Source organism: Enterobacteriaceae bacterium Kacie_13 (assembly GCA_013457415.1).
Lineage (GTDB): Bacteria > Pseudomonadota > Gammaproteobacteria > Enterobacterales > Enterobacteriaceae > Rahnella.
In genome coordinates this window covers 12,145-29,196 of the sequence record CP045665.1, presented here as the reverse complement: position 1 = coordinate 29,196, position 17,052 = coordinate 12,145, and the positions used below count along the sequence as shown (strand labels likewise).

Annotated in this window: 16 protein-coding genes; 12 read left to right on the top strand and 4 right to left on the bottom strand. The window is 54.0% G+C overall.

Features of this window, described 5'->3' with window-relative positions:
• Nucleotides 1-9: 9 nt before the first annotated feature.
• A complete protein-coding gene (gene glyQ / locus GE278_00130) occupies nucleotides 10-924 on the bottom strand; it encodes a glycine--tRNA ligase subunit alpha (GenBank protein ID QLK59286.1) in 915 nt (304 codons plus the stop codon).
• 494 nt (nucleotides 925-1,418) lie between these two features.
• Here glyQ and tag point away from each other — a divergent pair, with 494 nt between their 5' ends.
• From tag to GE278_00075, 11 genes are all read left to right on the top strand, one after another.
• Complete coding sequence (gene tag, locus GE278_00125; GenBank protein ID QLK59285.1) at nucleotides 1,419-1,991, top strand: DNA-3-methyladenine glycosylase I; 573 nt, start codon at nucleotides 1,419-1,421, stop codon at nucleotides 1,989-1,991.
• Nucleotides 1,988-2,431 (top strand): N-acetyltransferase, encoded by a 444-nt coding sequence (locus GE278_00120; GenBank protein ID QLK59284.1) that lies wholly within the window; start codon nucleotides 1,988-1,990, stop codon nucleotides 2,429-2,431. Before tag ends, GE278_00120 begins: the two co-directional genes overlap by 4 nt.
• A 233-nt stretch (nucleotides 2,432-2,664) precedes the next feature.
• Nucleotides 2,665-3,327: an OmpA family lipoprotein gene (locus tag GE278_00115; protein QLK59283.1), complete on the top strand. Its 663-nt coding sequence runs from the start codon at nucleotides 2,665-2,667 to the stop codon at nucleotides 3,325-3,327.
• A gap of 102 nt (nucleotides 3,328-3,429) precedes the next feature.
• Nucleotides 3,430-4,440, top strand: coding sequence for a LacI family DNA-binding transcriptional regulator (locus GE278_00110; protein QLK59282.1), 1,011 nt, complete (start codon nucleotides 3,430-3,432; stop codon nucleotides 4,438-4,440).
• Nucleotides 4,441-4,577: 137 nt separating this feature from the next.
• A complete protein-coding gene (locus GE278_00105; GenBank protein QLK59281.1) occupies nucleotides 4,578-6,701 on the top strand; it encodes an alpha-galactosidase in 2,124 nt (707 codons plus the stop codon).
• Nucleotides 6,702-6,783: 82 nt separating this feature from the next.
• Nucleotides 6,784-8,070 carry an MFS transporter gene (locus GE278_00100; protein QLK59280.1) on the top strand — a complete coding sequence of 429 codons (1,287 nt, stop codon included), beginning with the start codon at nucleotides 6,784-6,786 and terminating at the stop codon, nucleotides 8,068-8,070.
• A 67-nt stretch (nucleotides 8,071-8,137) separates the two neighbouring features.
• Nucleotides 8,138-9,172, top strand: a complete 1,035-nt coding sequence (locus GE278_00095; protein QLK59279.1) for a substrate-binding domain-containing protein — start codon at nucleotides 8,138-8,140, stop codon at nucleotides 9,170-9,172.
• Between the two features lie 214 nt (nucleotides 9,173-9,386).
• Nucleotides 9,387-10,136 (top strand): sugar phosphate isomerase/epimerase, encoded by a 750-nt coding sequence (locus GE278_00090; protein ID QLK59278.1) that lies wholly within the window; start codon nucleotides 9,387-9,389, stop codon nucleotides 10,134-10,136.
• Nucleotides 10,137-10,190: 54 nt separating this feature from the next.
• Nucleotides 10,191-11,483, top strand: coding sequence for an MFS transporter (locus GE278_00085; GenBank protein ID QLK59277.1), 1,293 nt, complete (start codon nucleotides 10,191-10,193; stop codon nucleotides 11,481-11,483).
• Nucleotides 11,483-12,460: a glyoxylate/hydroxypyruvate reductase GhrB gene (gene ghrB, locus GE278_00080; GenBank protein ID QLK59276.1), complete on the top strand. Its 978-nt coding sequence runs from the start codon at nucleotides 11,483-11,485 to the stop codon at nucleotides 12,458-12,460. The genes GE278_00085 and ghrB overlap by 1 nt, the downstream gene beginning before the upstream one ends.
• 142 nt (nucleotides 12,461-12,602) lie before the next feature.
• Nucleotides 12,603-13,856 carry a valine--pyruvate transaminase gene (locus GE278_00075; GenBank protein QLK59275.1) on the top strand — a complete coding sequence of 418 codons (1,254 nt, stop codon included), beginning with the start codon at nucleotides 12,603-12,605 and terminating at the stop codon, nucleotides 13,854-13,856.
• A gap of 92 nt (nucleotides 13,857-13,948) precedes the next feature.
• On the opposite strand, the gene ibpB is transcribed toward GE278_00075, so the two are convergent.
• Both ibpB and ibpA read right to left on the bottom strand, forming a co-directional pair.
• Nucleotides 13,949-14,383 carry a heat shock chaperone IbpB gene (gene ibpB, locus GE278_00070; protein QLK59274.1) on the bottom strand — a complete coding sequence of 145 codons (435 nt, stop codon included), beginning with the start codon at nucleotides 14,381-14,383 and terminating at the stop codon, nucleotides 13,949-13,951.
• Between the two features lie 144 nt (nucleotides 14,384-14,527).
• Entirely contained in the window at nucleotides 14,528-14,938 is a 411-nt protein-coding gene (gene ibpA, locus GE278_00065) for a heat shock chaperone IbpA (GenBank protein QLK59273.1), read from the bottom strand.
• A gap of 398 nt (nucleotides 14,939-15,336) precedes the next feature.
• Between ibpA and GE278_00060 the strand changes: the two genes are divergently transcribed.
• Nucleotides 15,337-15,714: a YceK/YidQ family lipoprotein gene (locus tag GE278_00060; GenBank protein ID QLK59272.1), complete on the top strand. Its 378-nt coding sequence runs from the start codon at nucleotides 15,337-15,339 to the stop codon at nucleotides 15,712-15,714.
• A 57-nt stretch (nucleotides 15,715-15,771) separates the two neighbouring features.
• Here GE278_00060 and GE278_00055 read toward each other — a convergent pair whose 3' ends face one another.
• A complete protein-coding gene (locus tag GE278_00055) occupies nucleotides 15,772-17,037 on the bottom strand; it encodes a DUF3748 domain-containing protein (protein ID QLK59271.1) in 1,266 nt (421 codons plus the stop codon).
• Between the last annotated feature and the right edge of the window lie 15 nt (nucleotides 17,038-17,052).

The following is a 17,052-nucleotide window of genomic DNA, read 5'->3' as shown; positions in this document are numbered from 1 at the left end:
CACTGTTTCTCACTTCTCGTTCTTTTTGCACATCGGGAAGCCCAGCACTTCGCGGGAAGCGTAATACGCTTCAGCTACCGCTTTAGTCAGGGTACGGATGCGCAGAATGTAGCGCTGACGTTCAGTCACAGAAATCGCTTTACGCGCGTCAAGCAGGTTGAAGCAATGAGCCGCTTTCAAAATGCGCTCGTACGCAGGCAATGCCAGCGGCTTTTCGAGTGCCAGCAGGGTTTGCGCTTCTTTCTCGTGCTGTTCGAAGCAGGAGAACAGGAAATCGACATCGGCGTATTCGAAGTTATAGGTCGATTGCTCCACTTCGTTCTGATGGAACACATCACCATACGTTGTTTTACCCAGCGGACCGTTGCTCCAGACCAGATCGTAAACGCTGTCCACGCCCTGGATGTACATCGCCAGACGCTCAAGGCCGTAGGTGATTTCACCGGTCACAGGTTTACATTCCAGACCGCCGACCTGCTGGAAGTAAGTGAACTGCGTCACTTCCATGCCATTCAGCCACACTTCCCAGCCAAGCCCCCAGGCGCCAAGCGTTGGGTTTTCCCAGTTATCTTCAACAAAGCGGATATCGTGGATCAGCGGATCAAGACCCAGCTCTTTCAACGAGCCGAGGTACAGCTCCTGAATGTTTTCCGGGGACGGTTTTATCATCACCTGGAACTGATAATAGTGCTGAAGGCGGTTCGGGTTCTCGCCGTAGCGACCGTCAGTCGGGCGGCGTGATGGCTGAACATAGGCTGCCGCAAAAGGCTCAGGGCCGAGTGCGCGCAGGCTGGTCATCGGATGCGAAGTACCCGCGCCGACTTCCATATCCAGCGGTTGAACAATGGTGCAGCCCTGCTGCGCCCAATAATCTTGCAGTGTCAGGATCAGGCCCTGAAATGTCTTGGTATCAAACTTTTGCATGTTGGATTCGCACGCGAGAAAGTGGGTTTATAAAGAGTCGGACAGTATACCCGCTGAACGGAAGATAATCAGCCAGAATCAGGCAACAGCTGCGTAGCGGAGAGAAAGTGTTTAATTTCGGGTGGGATTATGGGGGCTCTCGCCCCCTCAAGGTTTAAAACCGCGCACTGATCCCCGCGTTATAAGAAGTTTGCTCACCGGGATCCAGACCGGCCGTGGTTGAGGCCTTCAGCGCATTGTGAATTGCTTCGGTGCGCGCATCGTTGTCCGGCGTGTTTTGCGCATTGAGATTTTTGCCAGTCATCGTCGTGATATCCCGAAAATATTTGCGGTTCGAATCCCTGAATACGTAAGGATTACGTAATGAATGGCTTTAAATATTGTTCAGATCCGACCAGCGTCAAGTTGGGTGCGCAGAAATTGCGACGTTGCAGAGTTATCCGAGAAGCCACACACTGACTCCACGTTTTCAGGCTTCTTATAAGGATGACAGAATGGCAACCACCCGATGTAGCTGGGTTTCGAAAGAACCGATTTATCTCGATTATCACGATAAAGAATGGGGCGTGCCGGTCAAAGATGGCCGTGAATTGTTCGAAATGCTGTGTCTGGAAGGCCAGCAGGCAGGGCTGTCGTGGATAACTATCCTCAGAAAGCGCGAAAATTACCGCAATAACTTCCACAATTTCGATCCGGTGCGCATCGCCAAAATGACCGACGACGACGTAGAACGTCTGGTGCTCGACGCCGGGATAGTGCGTCATCGCGGAAAAATCAAAGCGATCATCCTGAATGCGCAAATTTATTTGGCCATGCAGGCCAATGGCGAAGATTTTTCGACGTTCATCTGGAGCTTTGTAGATCATCAACCGGTCATCAATAATCCGCTGGGCCCGGAAGGCGTACCGGCCAAAACTGTCGTCTCCGATGCGATGTCTAAAGCGCTGAAAAAGAAAGGTTTCAAATTTACCGGTTCGACCATTTGCTATGCGTTTATGCAAGCCGCCGGGCTGGTGAACGATCATCAGTCTTATTGTTTCTGCCATCCGAAAAATCAACCGCTATGATCCGCCTCTCCGCGCCTGCCGATACCGAAGCCATTATGCGGTTGTGGCTGCGCAGCACACTGGCAGCGCATCCGTTTATTGACGAAACCTACTGGTTTGAAAGCGCACCCATGGTGCGCGAAACCTTTTTGCCTCAGGCGGTGACATGGGTTTCCATGGCTGAAGATGGCACGATCAACGGCTTTATCAGCGTGCTCAATCATCAGTTCATCGGCGCGCTGTTTGTCGATGAAAGCGTTTATGGCACAGGGATCGCACAGCAACTGATGCGGGAAGTAAAAAACCATTATCCGCTTTTGCTGCTCGAGGTTTATCAGGAAAATCACCGCGCCCTGGCGTTTTATCGCAAAGAAGATTTCTTAGTGGTGAACGATACGGTTCACCCTGGAACCGATCTTCCGACCTGGGTTCTGCGCTGGCATCAGCCCCTTTCTGAATAAGTTCCTAAATTCCGAAAAAAGACAAAAACCGATAACCGGAATTCTCCTACTGCTAAACGCCATGAAATTACGCATAAATGGCGCCGGAACGCCGCAGGGCTGATATCTGCCCGTTGCATTTGTTTATGTTTTGTCACCTTTTTCTGTGCAACTTAACGGAAAGCGTGCAGTCATAATGCAGCGGTCAGGTTCTGAAAAAAGAACATAAAGAAAACATCCAGAAAGGAAATAAGATGAACAAAAGACTTCTTGTGGTTGCGGGCGTGCTTTGCGTCACGATGGGCCTGTCAGCCTGTACCACCAACCCGTACACCGGCGAATCAGAAGCAGGTAAATCCGGCATTGGCGCGGGTCTGGGCGCCGCCTTAGGTGCGGGCGTTGGGATGCTTTCTTCATCCAAACACGATCGCGGCAAAGGCGCACTGATTGGTGCCGCTGCAGGCGCTGCGCTGGGTGGCGGTGCGGGTTATTACATGGATGTGCAGGAAGCTAAGCTGCGCGACAAAATGAAAGGCACGGGTGTCAGCGTCACCCGTCAGGGCGACAACATCGTGCTGAACATGCCGAACAACGTCACCTTCGACACCAACAGCAGCACGCTGAAACCGGCGGGCGCGAACACGCTGACCGGCGTGGCGATGGTACTGAAAGAGTATCCAAAAACTGCCGTGAACGTAGTCGGTTACACCGACAGCACCGGTACGCGTACGCTCAACATGAAGCTGTCACAGCAACGTGCTGACGGCGTCGGCAGTGCGCTGATTACTCAGGGCGTCGACGGCAGCCGCGTGCGAACCACCGGCGCAGGCCCGGATAATCCGATCGCCAGCAACAGCACCGAAGCCGGTAAAGCGCAGAACCGCCGCGTTGAGATTACCCTCAGCCCGTTGCAGTAAAACCGCTGAAATACAAAATATGAACGGAGCCGCGAGGCTCCGTTTTTGCGTTTATGTTATCCTCCGGCAACCGCTTCTCTCACCTGCGCAACGGATGCCAGTATGTCTCTGAAAGCTATCGCCAAAGATCTCGGTCTCTCTGTGACCACCGTCAGCCGTGCGCTGAACGGTTATGATGACGTTTCAGCGGACACCAAAGCGCGGGTGCAGGCGGCAGCAGATATACGCGGCTACCGGCCCAACACCCTCGCCCGCCGGCTGAAAATGGGCAAGATCGACGCCGTTGGCCTCATTTTCCCCTTCACATCCCATCCGTTAAGCAATTCTGCGTTTGTCGAAATGGTCGGCTGTATTACCCGCGAACTGGCAAAACATGAGATCGATTTGCTGCTGGTGCCGGATGAGCTGGGAACCTTTTCGTGGCGACGGCTTATTGAAAGCAAGCGCGTGGATGCCATGCTGGTGGCGCATACACTGAATGACGATCCACGCCTGCTTGATTTGCAGCAACGCAATTTTCCGTTTCTGGCGCTCGGTCGCAGCACCTGCCTGACTCAGGATTATGCGTGGTTCGATTTCGATAACCGTGCTGGTATGCAAATGGCGGTCGATCATCTCGCCGGGCTGGGCCATCAGCGCATCGCGTTTCTCGGCGAAAACAATCAGCAGTCTTTTATCAGCCAGCGCCGTCAGGGATATCTCGACGGGCTGATGGCCAATAAACTGCCGCTAAATCCGCAATACGTGAATAAAGTCAGCCCGAGCCGCCGCGCGGGTTATCAGGCAACACAGGCGTTTCTGGCATTACCGCAGCCACCCACCGCCATTGTCTGCGACTGCAATATGCACGGCGAAGGCGCGGCGCTGGCGTTGTACGAAGCCGGATTACTGCAGAACGGCGCAGTTTCGCTGATTATCTACGACGGCTTACCCTCTGACAGCCTGCCCGACGTGGCCGTCACCGCGATTCGTCAGAGCACCCGCGAAGCGGTCGGGCTGCAAATCGCCGAGATGACGATGGCGCTGATTCGCAACGAACCGATGAGCCATTTGCAGGTTCTCTGGCAGCCGGAATTGCAGGCGGGCGTGACCGCACATCCACCGAAGTTATAAATTCCCTTCAGGCTATTTTTCCACCCTGTATCACAAATTTGCATCTTCGCATTTCCCATCCGAAACGTTTCGGATCAATAGTTACTCCACCAGATAACGTTTTATCGCTGCAAATTACCTTGTGGAGTCGTGACACTATGGAAAACCAGATCGTCCATTTAACCAGCGAACACACCAGCCTTATCGTGCGCTGTACGCCGTTCGCTGAAATCCTCTATTGGGGAAATCGTCTGAGCCAGTTTTCATGCGATGACGTCATTTCTCTGGCCCGCGCGGTACCCAATGGCCGTCTGGACGTGGAAGCCCCGCTAAATTTCAGCGCTGACACCGGACGCGGGTCTTTCGGTACGCCGGGCGTTGAAGGCCATCGTGACGGTCTGGACTGGTCACCGGTGTTCAATACCATTGACGTCCGCCACCAGGGAAACCAGCTGACGATCACTACCGAGGATGCAATCGCCGGCCTGCAATTTCGCAGCGAACTTCGCCTCGATGACAGCGGCGTATTGCAAACCCGCAATGCCCTGACCAGTCTCAAATCCGGCACCTTTCAGCTGACGCGCCTGGCCGTTACGCTGCCGCTGCCAGAACGCGCCGCCGAAGTGATGTCGTTTCATGGACGCTGGATCAAAGAGTTCCAGCCGCACCGCACTCAGCTTGATCACGGCGGCATCATTCAGGAAAACCGTCGCGGAAAAACCTCATCAGAATATTTCCCGGCGATGATGATCGGTCATCCGGGCTTTAGCGAAGAACAGGGCGAAGTCTGGGGGATCCATCTGGGCTGGAGCGGAAACCACCGGCTGCGTGCTGACATCAAAACCGACGGCCGCCGTCTGGTGCAGGCCGAAGCGCTGTATCTTCCGGGCGAGCAGCGCCTTGAACAGGGCGAAACGCTGGAAACGCCGTGGCTTTACGCCAGCTATTCCGCCAGCGGGCTGAACCGCATGAGCCAGCAGTTCCACCGCTTCGTGCGCGAGGAGATTTTGCGTTTCCCGACACAGAAACCGCGTCCTGTTCATCTCAATACCTGGGAGGGAATTTATTTCGATCACGATCCCGACTACATCATGCAGATGGCGACAGAATCAGCTGCATTAGGCGTTGAACGCTTCATTATTGACGACGGCTGGTTCCGCGGTCGCGACCACGACCGCGCCGCGCTGGGCGACTGGTATCTGGATGAGAAGAAATACCCGAACGGGCTGAAGCCGGTGATCGACCACGTCAAAAACCTCGGCATGGAATTTGGTATCTGGGTCGAACCGGAAATGATTAACCCGGATTCGGATTTGTATCGCGCCCACCCGGACTGGCTACTGGCGCTGCCGGGTTATCAGCAGCCGAGTGGCCGTCATCAGTTCGTGCTCGACCTGAACAATCCGCAGGTCTTTGATTATCTGGTGGAACGCATGAGCTGGCTGCTCGGCGAGCACGATGTCGATTACGTGAAATGGGACATGAACCGTGAAATCGTCCAGCCCGGCCATGAAGGTCGTGCGGCGCTGACGGCACAAACGCAGCAGTTCTACCGTCTGCTGGATGTGCTGGGTGAACGCTTCCCGCATATCGAGTTTGAATCCTGCGCGTCCGGCGGGGGCCGCATTGATTTCGAGGTGCTCAAACGCAGCCACCGTTTCTGGACATCGGACAATAACGACGCGCTGGAGAGGCAGAAAATTCAGCGCGGCATGAGCTATTTCTTCCCGCCGGAAGTGATGGGCTCGCACATCGGTAACAAGTTATGCCACGCCACCTCACGCCAGCACAGCATCGAATTTCGCGGCCTGACGGCGCTTTTCGGGCATATGGGCATTGAACTCGATCCGGTGAAAGAAGGCGAGAAGGAGCGCGCCGGGTTCGCGAAATATACCCGCCTGCATCAGCAATTGCGGCCGTTGCTGCACAGCGGCGACGTCTATCGGGTCGATAGTAGTGATGACGCGATGCTGATCAACGGCGTAGTCAGCCAGAGCGGCGATCGCGCAGTGTTTCTGGTGAGTCAGCTGGCGATGCCAACCTGGTCATTACCGGGAACGCTGCGGGTACCGGGGCTGCAAGCCGATGCCCGTTATCGTGTGACGGTGCTTGATGAACCGGCGCTGCTGGCCGGTGGCGGTAGCGGTCATACCATGCGGGTGCAGCCAGCGTGGCTGCATGAATCGCCGGTGCTGAGCGGAGAATGGCTGGCGAATGCCGGGCTGACGCTGCCGGTGCTGGATCCGGAAAGTGCCCTGCTGCTCGGTTTTGAAAAGGTGTAATCCGGAAAGTTGAAGCACACATAAACATAAAAAACGCCGGCGCTTCGGGGCCGGTTTTAATGGTTTCGGCAAGGAAATCACGATGAACCCTACACAAACTGGCGATCGTTGCTTCTATAAAAAAAATGCAAACTTCTGGATATTTGGCAGCTATTTCTTCCTCTATTTCTTCATTATGGCGACCTGTTATCCGTTTTTACCGATCTGGCTGTCTGACGTTATCGGCCTGAGCAAAACGGAAACCGGCATCGTGTTCTCCAGCATGTCGCTGTTTGCCATTCTGTTTCAGCCGTTCTTCGGCATCATTTCTGACAAGCTCGGCCTGAAGAAACACCTGTTGTGGATCATCGCCGTACTGCTGTTCCTCTTCGCACCGTTCTTTATTTACGTGTTTGCGCCGCTGCTGAAAATCAATATTGTGCTCGGTGCCATTCTGGGCGGTGCGTACATTGGTTTCGTCTTTGCGGGTGGTTCCGGTGCGACCGAGGCGTATATCGAAAGGGTCAGCCGCAACAGCGCCTTCGAATACGGCAAAGCACGGATGTTCGGCTGTTTCGGCTGGGGGATTTGCGCGTCGACTGCGGGCATCCTGTTTAACATCAACCCCGATATCGTATTCTGGATGGGTTCCGGCGCAGCGGTCATTCTGATGATTTTGCTGCTGATCTCGCGTCCGCAGGAAAACAAAAATGCTCGGGTGCTGGATAAACTTGGCGCTAATCAGTCGCAATTCTCGCTGAAAACGGCGGCTTTGTTGCTGAAAGAGCGAAAACTGTGGATGCTGATTTTATACGTGGTGGGCGTCGCCTGTGTTTACGATGTTTTCGATCAGCAATTCGCCACCTTCTTCAAAACCTTCTTCTCTTCGCCGCAGCACGGCACCGAAATGTTCGGCTATGTCACCACTGCCGGTGAGCTATGTAACGCGCTGATAATGTTCTGTTCGCCATGGATTATTAACCGTATTGGCGCGAAAAATACGCTGCTGCTGGCGGGCACCATCATGTCGATTCGCATCGTCGGCTCTTCATTTGCGACCACCGCGGCAGAAGTCATCCTGTTGAAAATGCTTCACGCGCTGGAAGTACCTTTTCTGCTGGTCGGGGTGTTCAAATACATCACACAGATTTTTGATGTCCGGTTCTCAGCCACCCTTTATCTGATCGGCTTTAACTTCGCCAAACAACTGGCGGCGATTTTCCTTTCCGCCTTTGCGGGCAGTTTGTACGACCGTATCGGGTTCAGCGATACCTACCTGATCCTCGGGGGAATCGCCTTCGGCGTAACGATAATTTCTGCTTTCACACTGAGCAGCCGACCACAGAAACAGGCGGTTCCGGCGGCGACACCGGCGGAAGGATTGCGCTGAGTAACGTTTACAGCCTTTCGACACTCTGTGCTAGTCTCCGTGGGATAAGCATGAGGGGAGAAAGGTTGTGAGTAAAAAACAGGAGCCTGGCGCAGCGGGTCGCGCCACGATACGTGACGTGGCCAGTGCAGCAAAAACCGGCAAAACCAGCGTTTCGCGTTATCTCAACGGTGAAAAACACCTGCTGTCAGATGATCTCAAGGAACGCATCGGACGGGCAATCTCCCTGCTGGATTACCAGCCCAGCCAGATGGCACGCAGCCTGAAAAGTGGTCAGACACGTCTGGTGGGGCTGATCCTCGCTGATATTACCAATCCTTATTCTGTCGAAGTGATGCGCGGCGTCGAAGCCGCGTGCCGTCAGGAAGGGCTGACGCTGCTGGTGTGTAACACCAACAACGAGCTTGATCAGGAAAAACATTACCTCCAGTTGCTCAGCAGCTACCGCGTGGACGGCATTGTGGTGAATGCCGTCGGGATGCGCGAAGCGGCGATTTCCACGCTGCAACAGGCGAACCTGCCGATGGTGCTGATCGACCGCAAAGTCGCGGATTTCGCCTGTGACGTCATCGCGCTGAACAACGTGGAAGCCACGCAGATGATGACCGATCATCTGCTGCAAAATGGTTTTGAAGCCCTGCTTTTCGTCACCGAACCGGCCACAGTTAACACCCGACTGGATCGCCTGCTCACCTTTTTGCAGCATATGCAGCAATCCCCGCAGTGCATCGCCGAACAGGGCGAAATCGAATTAAGTAATACGCAAGGGCTGGAAACGCTGCTGCGCGATTTTGTCGCACGCCATCCGGATAAGCATAAAGCGGTGATGTGTGTGAACGGCGCGTTGACGCTTCAGGTCGCGCGCGCCCTGAAGCGTCTGGATATCACCTGGGGGCCGGATATCGGTCTGTCAGGTTTTGACGAACTGGTGTGGGCCGATCTCGCGGGTGTAGGGATCACCACCTTTAAACAGCCAACATATGAAATGGGCGTTGCGGCGATTAGCCAGCTGGTGACGCGCATTCAGGGCAATACTGAGCCGGTTAAAGACATCGCTTTCTCCGGCGAACTGATTGCGCGCGCATCCACCGCCGCCCGCTAATCTCCTTTTCCTCCCCCTTTTATCTCCCGTTCTTCGTGAGCGGGATCATGTTTCTGGCTTTACGGCCTTTCGATTGGAACCGGTTCCAATTAGGTTGTATAAAGCGAAACAAATTATTAACAAGAACACGTTTAGCCATTTGTTCCACTAAGATTAGGTCTTCTAAACGGTCGCTGGCACCGCAATGCGGTGCGTATTAACAGGATAGAGAGTCATGCAAAGAGAGATCGTCATCGTTACCGCCGCGTACGGTAACAGTGTAGTGAAAGCCCTTGGCGGGCAGGCAGAACTGCTTCCGATTATTGCCGGTGCAAAAGCTGACGGGGTGGAGATCCGCCGTGAATTATTCTCCGATACGGAGCTGGATGCGTTGCCGCAGCTGGCGGAGAAAATTCAACAACACGGGCTGTTTTCGGTCTATTCCGTGCCCTTCGCGCTGTTTGTTCCGGGCGGCAAGCTGAATCCGGATGCTGAGCAGTATTTTGAAGAGGCAAAAGTGTTAGGTGCCCGCACCATTAAGTTTTCACTGGGTGAATTTGAGCCGGGTGCTGATCTGACGCCACTGAAAGTGTTGCTGGCCTCGCAGCCAGTGAAGCTGGTGGTGGAAAATGACCAGTCGAGCGAATGCGGGATTTTGTCGCGCATCAATGCCTTTATGTTTGCTGCTGAATCGCTGCGCCTGCCGCTTACCATGACGTTTGATATGGCGAACTGGCTGTGGGTCGGACAAGATCCGGCCACTGCGGCGGAACGTCTGGCGCGTCACGTCGGGTACGTGCATGTGAAAGCGGCGGAGAAACGCGCCGGAAAATGGCACGCCGTAGCGCTCGATGACAGCGACGGCAGCTGGAAAGCGTTGCTCAAAGCGCTGCCCCAGGATGTACCGCGCGGTATCGAATTTCCGCTCGAAGGTGAAAATTTGACCGCCATGACCAGGTATTACGTCGACTTATTACGTCTGTAAATCATGGCAACAAGAGGTTGTACGTCATTGTGACGAATAATCAGGAGAACCGTTATGAAGCCGTCCAGGATCGCGCCGCGTCGCTGGTGGTACATCATGCCGATCGTGTTTATCACTTACAGTCTGGCATATGTTGACCGCTCGAATTTTAGCTTCGCCTCGGCCGCCGGAATTAATGATGATCTCGGTATCACCAAAGGAATGTCGTCCCTGCTCGGCGCGCTGTTTTTCCTGGGTTATTTCTTTTTCCAAATCCCCGGCACCATTTACGCCGAGCGTCGCAGCGTTAAGAAACTGATTTTTTGGTGCTTACTGCTGTGGGGTGGATTTGCATCACTCACCGGTGTAGTGAACAACATTCCGATGCTGGCAGCGATCCGCTTCGCGCTCGGCGTGGTGGAAGCCGCTGTGATGCCCGCGATGCTGGTGTACATCAGCAACTGGTTCACCAAATCTGAACGCTCCCGCGCCAATACCTTTCTGATCCTCGGAAATCCGGTCACCGTCCTGTGGATGTCGGTGCTTTCCGGCTATCTGATTGAATCCTTTGGCTGGCGCGAGATGTTTATCTTTGAAGGTATTCCGGCGGTGATCTGGGCGATCATCTGGTGGTTTACCGTCAAAGATAAGCCAGAACAGGTTGGCTGGCTGAGCGAGCAGGAGAAGAAAGCCCTGAGCGACCAGCTGGCAAAAGAGCAGAAAGACATTCAGGCGGTCGGCGGCTATCGTGAAGCCTTCCGTTCGCGCAGCGTCATTCTGTTGTGCCTGCAATATTTCTTCTGGAGTATCGGCGTGTACGGCTTTGTGCTATGGCTGCCGTCGATTCTGCACGATGGCAAAGAGATGGGCATGGTCGAAGCGGGCTGGTTGTCCTCCGCGCCGTATCTGGCCGCCACCATTGCCATGATTGTGGTGTCGTGGGCCTCCGACAAAATGCAAAACCGTAAGCTGTTCGTCTGGCCGCTGTTGCTTCTCGGCGCGCTGGCATTCTTCGGCTCATGGGCAGCAGGCAGTCACCACTTCTGGCTGTCCTATGGTTTGCTGGTGGTTGCCGCCGCCGCGATGTATGCGCCTTACGGCCCGTTCTTCGCCATCATTCCTGAAATGTTGCCTAAAAATGTCGCCGGTGGCGCCATGGCGCTGATCAACAGTCTCGGTGCGCTGGGCTCGTTCTTTGGTTCGTGGTTTGTCGGTTATCTGAACGGCAATACCGGCAGCCCTTCCGCTTCCTTTATTTTTATGGCCGTGTCACTCGTACTCTCAGCAGGGTTAACTCTGCTGGTGAAACCGCGACAGGCCGCCACAAAATCCGAAGATGTTTCCTTAACTCAGGGGAGTAATAATTGATGAAGCCGTCTATTGTTCTGTACAAAAAACTGCCAGCCGATTTGCATCAACGTCTCGAGCAGCATTTCGCTATCACCGAATTTGATGGCATCACTGATGAAAACCGTCCTGCGGTGTTTGATGCGCTGCAAAATGCCGAGGGTCTGCTGGGATCTGGCGGAAAGATTGATAAAGAGCTGTTTGACCATGCGCCGCGCCTGCGTGCGGTATCCACCATTTCCGTCGGTTACGATAATTTCGACGTGGCGGAACTGACGCGTCGTGAAATCCCGATGATGCATACGCCGACCGCGCTGACCGATACCGTGGCCGATACCGTTATGGCTCTGGTGCTTTCCACTGCGCGTCGCGTGGTGAATGTTGCAGAACGCGTAAAAGCCGGTGAATGGACCGATAACGTTGGCCCGGACTGGTTCGGCACCGATGTGCATCATAAAACCATGGGTATCGTCGGCATGGGGCGAATCGGCCTGGCGCTGGCGCAACGCGCGCATTTCGGTTTCGACATGCCGATTCTCTATAACGCCCGCAGTCAGCATAAAGAAGCCGAAGAGAAGTTTGGCGCGCGTAAATGCGAGCTGGATGAGCTGCTCAAACAATCTGATTTCGTCTGTATTTTGCTGCCGATGACCGAACAAACGTTCCATCTGATCGGCAAAGACGAACTGGCAAAAATGAAATCCAGCGCGATCCTGATAAGTGCCGGTCGTGGCCCGGTAATCGATGAGCCTGCCCTGATTGAAGCACTGAAAGCCGGTACAATTTATGGCGCGGGCATGGACGTGTTCGAGACTGAACCGCTGCCGAAAAACTCTCCACTGCTGAGCCTGCCGAACGTGGTTGCGCTACCGCATATCGGTTCCGCCACGCATGAAACCCGTTACGATATGGCCGCCTGTGCCGTCGATAATCTGATTGCCGCCCTGAAAGGTGACGTGAAAGAGTTCTGCGTGAACCCGGAAGTCCTGAAGAAGTAAGTCACAAAGAACACCCTGCCCCTATCCTTCCCTGCCAATACCTGTGCAGGGAAGGACATTTCAAAACCCGGTAGCCCGATTGCACTGCTTAGCCGCAGGCGTTATTGTGGGTATCACATTTCGATAACATACAAAGCTTTCTATGACGTTTTCTGCTTTCGGTGACAAATTTACCCGTTTTTCAGGCATCACCCGTCTGATGGGCGACATGAATGACGGTTTACGCACGCCCGGCGCTGTAATGCTCGGTGGCGGCAATCCGGCGCAAATTCCTGAGATGCAGGACTATTTCCAGACGTTGCTTAGCGAGATGCTGGCCGCGGGAAAACTGACGGAAGCCTTGTGTAACTACGACGGACCGCAGGGCAAAGACGTGCTGCGTCATGCGCTGGCTGAGATGTTGCAAAAAGAACTGGGCTGGCAGCTCGACGCGCAAAACATCGCGCTGACCAACGGCAGCCAGAGCGCCTTTTTCTATCTCTTTAACCTCTTCGCCGGACGTCGCGCTGACGGCAGCATGTCCAAAGTCCTGTTCCCGCTGGCACCGGAATATCTGGGCTATGCAGACGCCGGCCTGGATGAAAATCTGTTTGTCTCCGCCAAACCGAACATCGAACTACTGCCGGAAGGCCAGTTCAAATATCACGTCGATTTTGATCACCTCAACATTACCGAAGACATCGGCCTGATCTGCGTTTCACGCCCGACCAACCCGACCGGCAATGTGATTACTGACGAAGAGCTGATCCGCCTCGACGCGCTGGCGCAACAGAAAAATATCCCCCTGCTCATTGATAACGCCTATGGCGTGCCGTTTCCTGGCATCGTTTTCACCGAGGCGACGCCACTGTGGAACCCGAATATTATTCTGTGCATGAGCCTGTCGAAACTCGGCCTGCCGGGTTCACGCTGCGGCATCGTGATTGCCGATGAGAAAATCATTAAAGCGATCAGTAACATGAACGGGATTATCAGCCTGTCGGCAGGCAGCGTCGGCCCGGCCATTGCGCATGAAATGATTTTGCGAGGCGATTTACTGCGGCTTTCCGAAGAAGTTATCAAACCGTTTTATTATCAACGCGTGCAGGAAACTATTGCCACGCTGCGCCGTTATCTGCCGGAAGAACGCTGTCTGATCCATAAACCGGAAGGCGCGATATTCCTGTGGCTGTGGTTTAAAGATCTGCCGATCACCACCGAAGTGCTGTATCAGCGCCTGAAACAGCGCGGCGTGCTGATGGTGCCAGGCGATTACTTCTTCCCCGGACTGGAACATCCGTGGGCGCACACCCACCAGTGTATGCGTATGAACTACGTGCCCGATTCAGAGCAAATTGAGCGCGGCGTGAAGATTCTGGCGGAAGAAGTGGAAAAAGCTCACGCGGAAAATCAGTAGCCCATTACGCCTCGTCAGTATCACCTGTTTCAGAACATAAAAAAACCGGGGCTCATCGCCCCGGTTCTGTTTTGTGCTTAATGCTTAACAACTTATGACGCCTGGTTTTCCAGCGCCGGTTTGTCACTGCCTATCGCGATTTTCTGCGGTTGCAGCGCTTCCGGTACGTCACGCACCAGGCTGATGTGCAGCAGGCCGTTGACGAACTCCGCAGCTGATACGTGCATATGCTCAGCCAGCGTGAAGCTCAGGGTAAATGGCTTGATGACGAGCCCCTGATGCAGATACTCAACTTTGGTTTCAGGCTGTGCCGGCGTGCCGCTGACGGTCAAACGCGGGCCTTCCACTTCAATATTCAGATCGCTTTGTTTAAATCCAGCCAGCGCCAGCGAGATGCGATAGTGGTTATCGTCTGACTTCTCGATGTTATACGGCGGAAATGCCTGGTCAGAACCCTGCATGGAACTGGCCAATTTATCGAAACCAATCCACTGACGCAGTAATGGGGAAATATCGTAATTACGCATGGTGTAACTCCTTCTTTGAAGCGAGATTAACAATCCCGTCGGCCATTCTGGCTGTGACGGGGCAGCTCCCTGACGGCGAGCCTAAACTTTTTCATTTTCTGGCTGTCTTCACATAAGGTTTTTAAAATTTCGACAGCCCGTGAATTAGCGAATTTCGATACGCCGCGGTTTGGATGATTCAGGAACGACGCGTTCCAGATCGATATACAACAAACCGTTCGCTAAGTTGGCAGCTTTAATTTGAATATGCTCAGCCAGCTGGAATTTGCGTTCGAAATTACGTTCAGCGATGCCCTGATATAAATAAGTGCGGTCGGTTTCTGTCGGTGCATGTGCACCTTTGACCACCAGCATGTTGTCATGGGCCGTGATGTCCAGCTCGGACTCGGCAAAACCGGCTACCGCGATCGCAATCCGGTAATGGTTTTCATCCACCAGCTCGACATTATAAGGAGGATATCCGCCGCCCTGATTCTGACCCGATTCGATAAGATTAAATAAACGGTCAAAACCAATAGCAGAACGGTACAGCGGGGATAAGTCAAAATTACGCATTACTACTTCTCCTGATATTCAGCGAGTATATTTGTTTAAGACCTTCCCTTAGGACAGGCCAGCGACACATTTTTTCTGAAAGAGGAAATACCCTTCCGGCGTATCTCTTCCTGCGTCGTAAAATAAAAATGGCGACTAAAGAAAAATTTTCAAGTCCGGCACCACAAAAAAATCGAAAATTTTTGGCTGGCCGGAACAGTAAAAAAACAAAAGACAAAATGCGTGACAGAGAACTGCCTGCGAATAAGGACGGTTTTCAGCAAGATTTCAAATAGTCATTACACTTAATGAGATCGCAGCCACAGAGCTACAGCATGCTTTGTTAAATTTTTTAGTTGAGTGGTATAAGTCGTTTTGACGAAAAAAACTCAGCCTGACAGCATAAGATGAGTTCTAACATGAAGAAATTTGTACTAGCGCCGCTGATAACCGGATGCGCATTTTTAGCAACCAGCGGCTGTTCCAGCGTCATGACCCATACCGGTGGCGATACGGGATATTATTCGGGCACACGCTCGGACGTGGAAATGATGAAGAGTGATGACACCAGCTGGGCAATGACGCCGCTTTTGTTGCTGGATCTGCCATTCAGCGCCGTGCTTGATACCGTTCTGTTGCCGTATGACTATTTCCGCAGCGGCACCGTGACAGCACGGGATCGCATCAAGGCTAGCGAAGAGCGTAATCTCGCGCTGAGTAACGGCGTTGATATCGATCATGTCCCGCCGATGTCCGCCACCACGCATTCACAGAAATCATCGACTCACAAAAAATAGTCCCGCGCCGCCATAAACAAACCGGCCTAAGCAGGCCGGTGAGATTTAGACATCGCGTTAGCGGCTGGATGTTACTGCAATCTGAGCAAATTCCCCGCACTGACGCATGAATGCTACTTTGCTACCATCCGGCGAATAGACCACAGCGTCGGCGCAAGGCGCAATCTCCGTTCTGTCCGTCAACCGGGTCATTTCACCCGTAGCTACATCAAGGCGCATCACGCTGTTGTCACACACCAGCGCCAGCGATTTTCCGTCCGGGCTCCAGCTAAACGCCGACTGAATTCCGCTGGCCGAATGGCTGATCTGCACCGGTTTGCCGCCATTGGGCGACACCGTCCAGAACTGCACCACGTCTTTTTCATCTTTCATCAGAAACGCAATCTGGCTGCCATCCGGCGAAGACCGTAACCAGTGACGCGGCTGAGCGGCGACGCCTTTTTCGGTAAACGTAATGCGCCGCTGTTTCACGCCCGACGGTTGCGCAGGCAGCGTGTCCGGCGTTCCCTGCAACGGTTTTCCCCCTGCTTTCAGGTAATCCGCGTCGTCTTCCGGCAGATCCACCACGAAAATTTCCGGATGCTTTTCTCCGCTGGCGGAAAGCGTGTCGCCAATAAAGGCCAGCGCCCACCGCTGACGTGAACCGCCTGTTTTGACATAGCCTTCGAGCCCGATCCAGCCTTCTTCGTAAGCACGGTTAATGTCATCGCTGCCAGGCCGCGGATGGGACGTTGTTTCGCTGACCAGCACGCTGAAATGGCTGCCATCGTATTCGCGGGGATGATGTTTTGGCGGCATGACGGGGTGTCCGGATAAGGCGACACCGACGTTACGTAAATCCAGAGCAGGATTCAGTTCATGCAAAACATGGTCGTTGTAGGTAAAGCTGAGGCGGGAGCCGTCGGGGCTGAAAACGTGAACATGCGTACCGCCACGCAAAGCGCCGGGCGTAAACGGCGCGGTGATGTCCATCGCATCGAGCGTCACGGCCTGGGCGCGCTGCGGCTCAGAGACAATGACACCGCGGCGATGATGGAAATCATACTGCCAGCAGGCATCCGGGTTTTCCGGACCATGAATAAACGCATAACGGACCGGCTGGACCGGGCTGACTGTGACCACGCCCACATGAGCATTTTCACCGGCACGATAAAGGACTTCCGTCTCGCCGGTTTTCACATTCACACGCTCAATGGTCGAACCGGTGAAAGAGCCGCCGTGCGGACGCACGTCATACACCAGCCACTGACTGTCCGGCGTCCAGACGTTGATATTGGTCAGCTGATGCCCGCGGGCATCAGTAGTGAGTTGTTTTTCATTCATGCGTTCAGGCGCGCC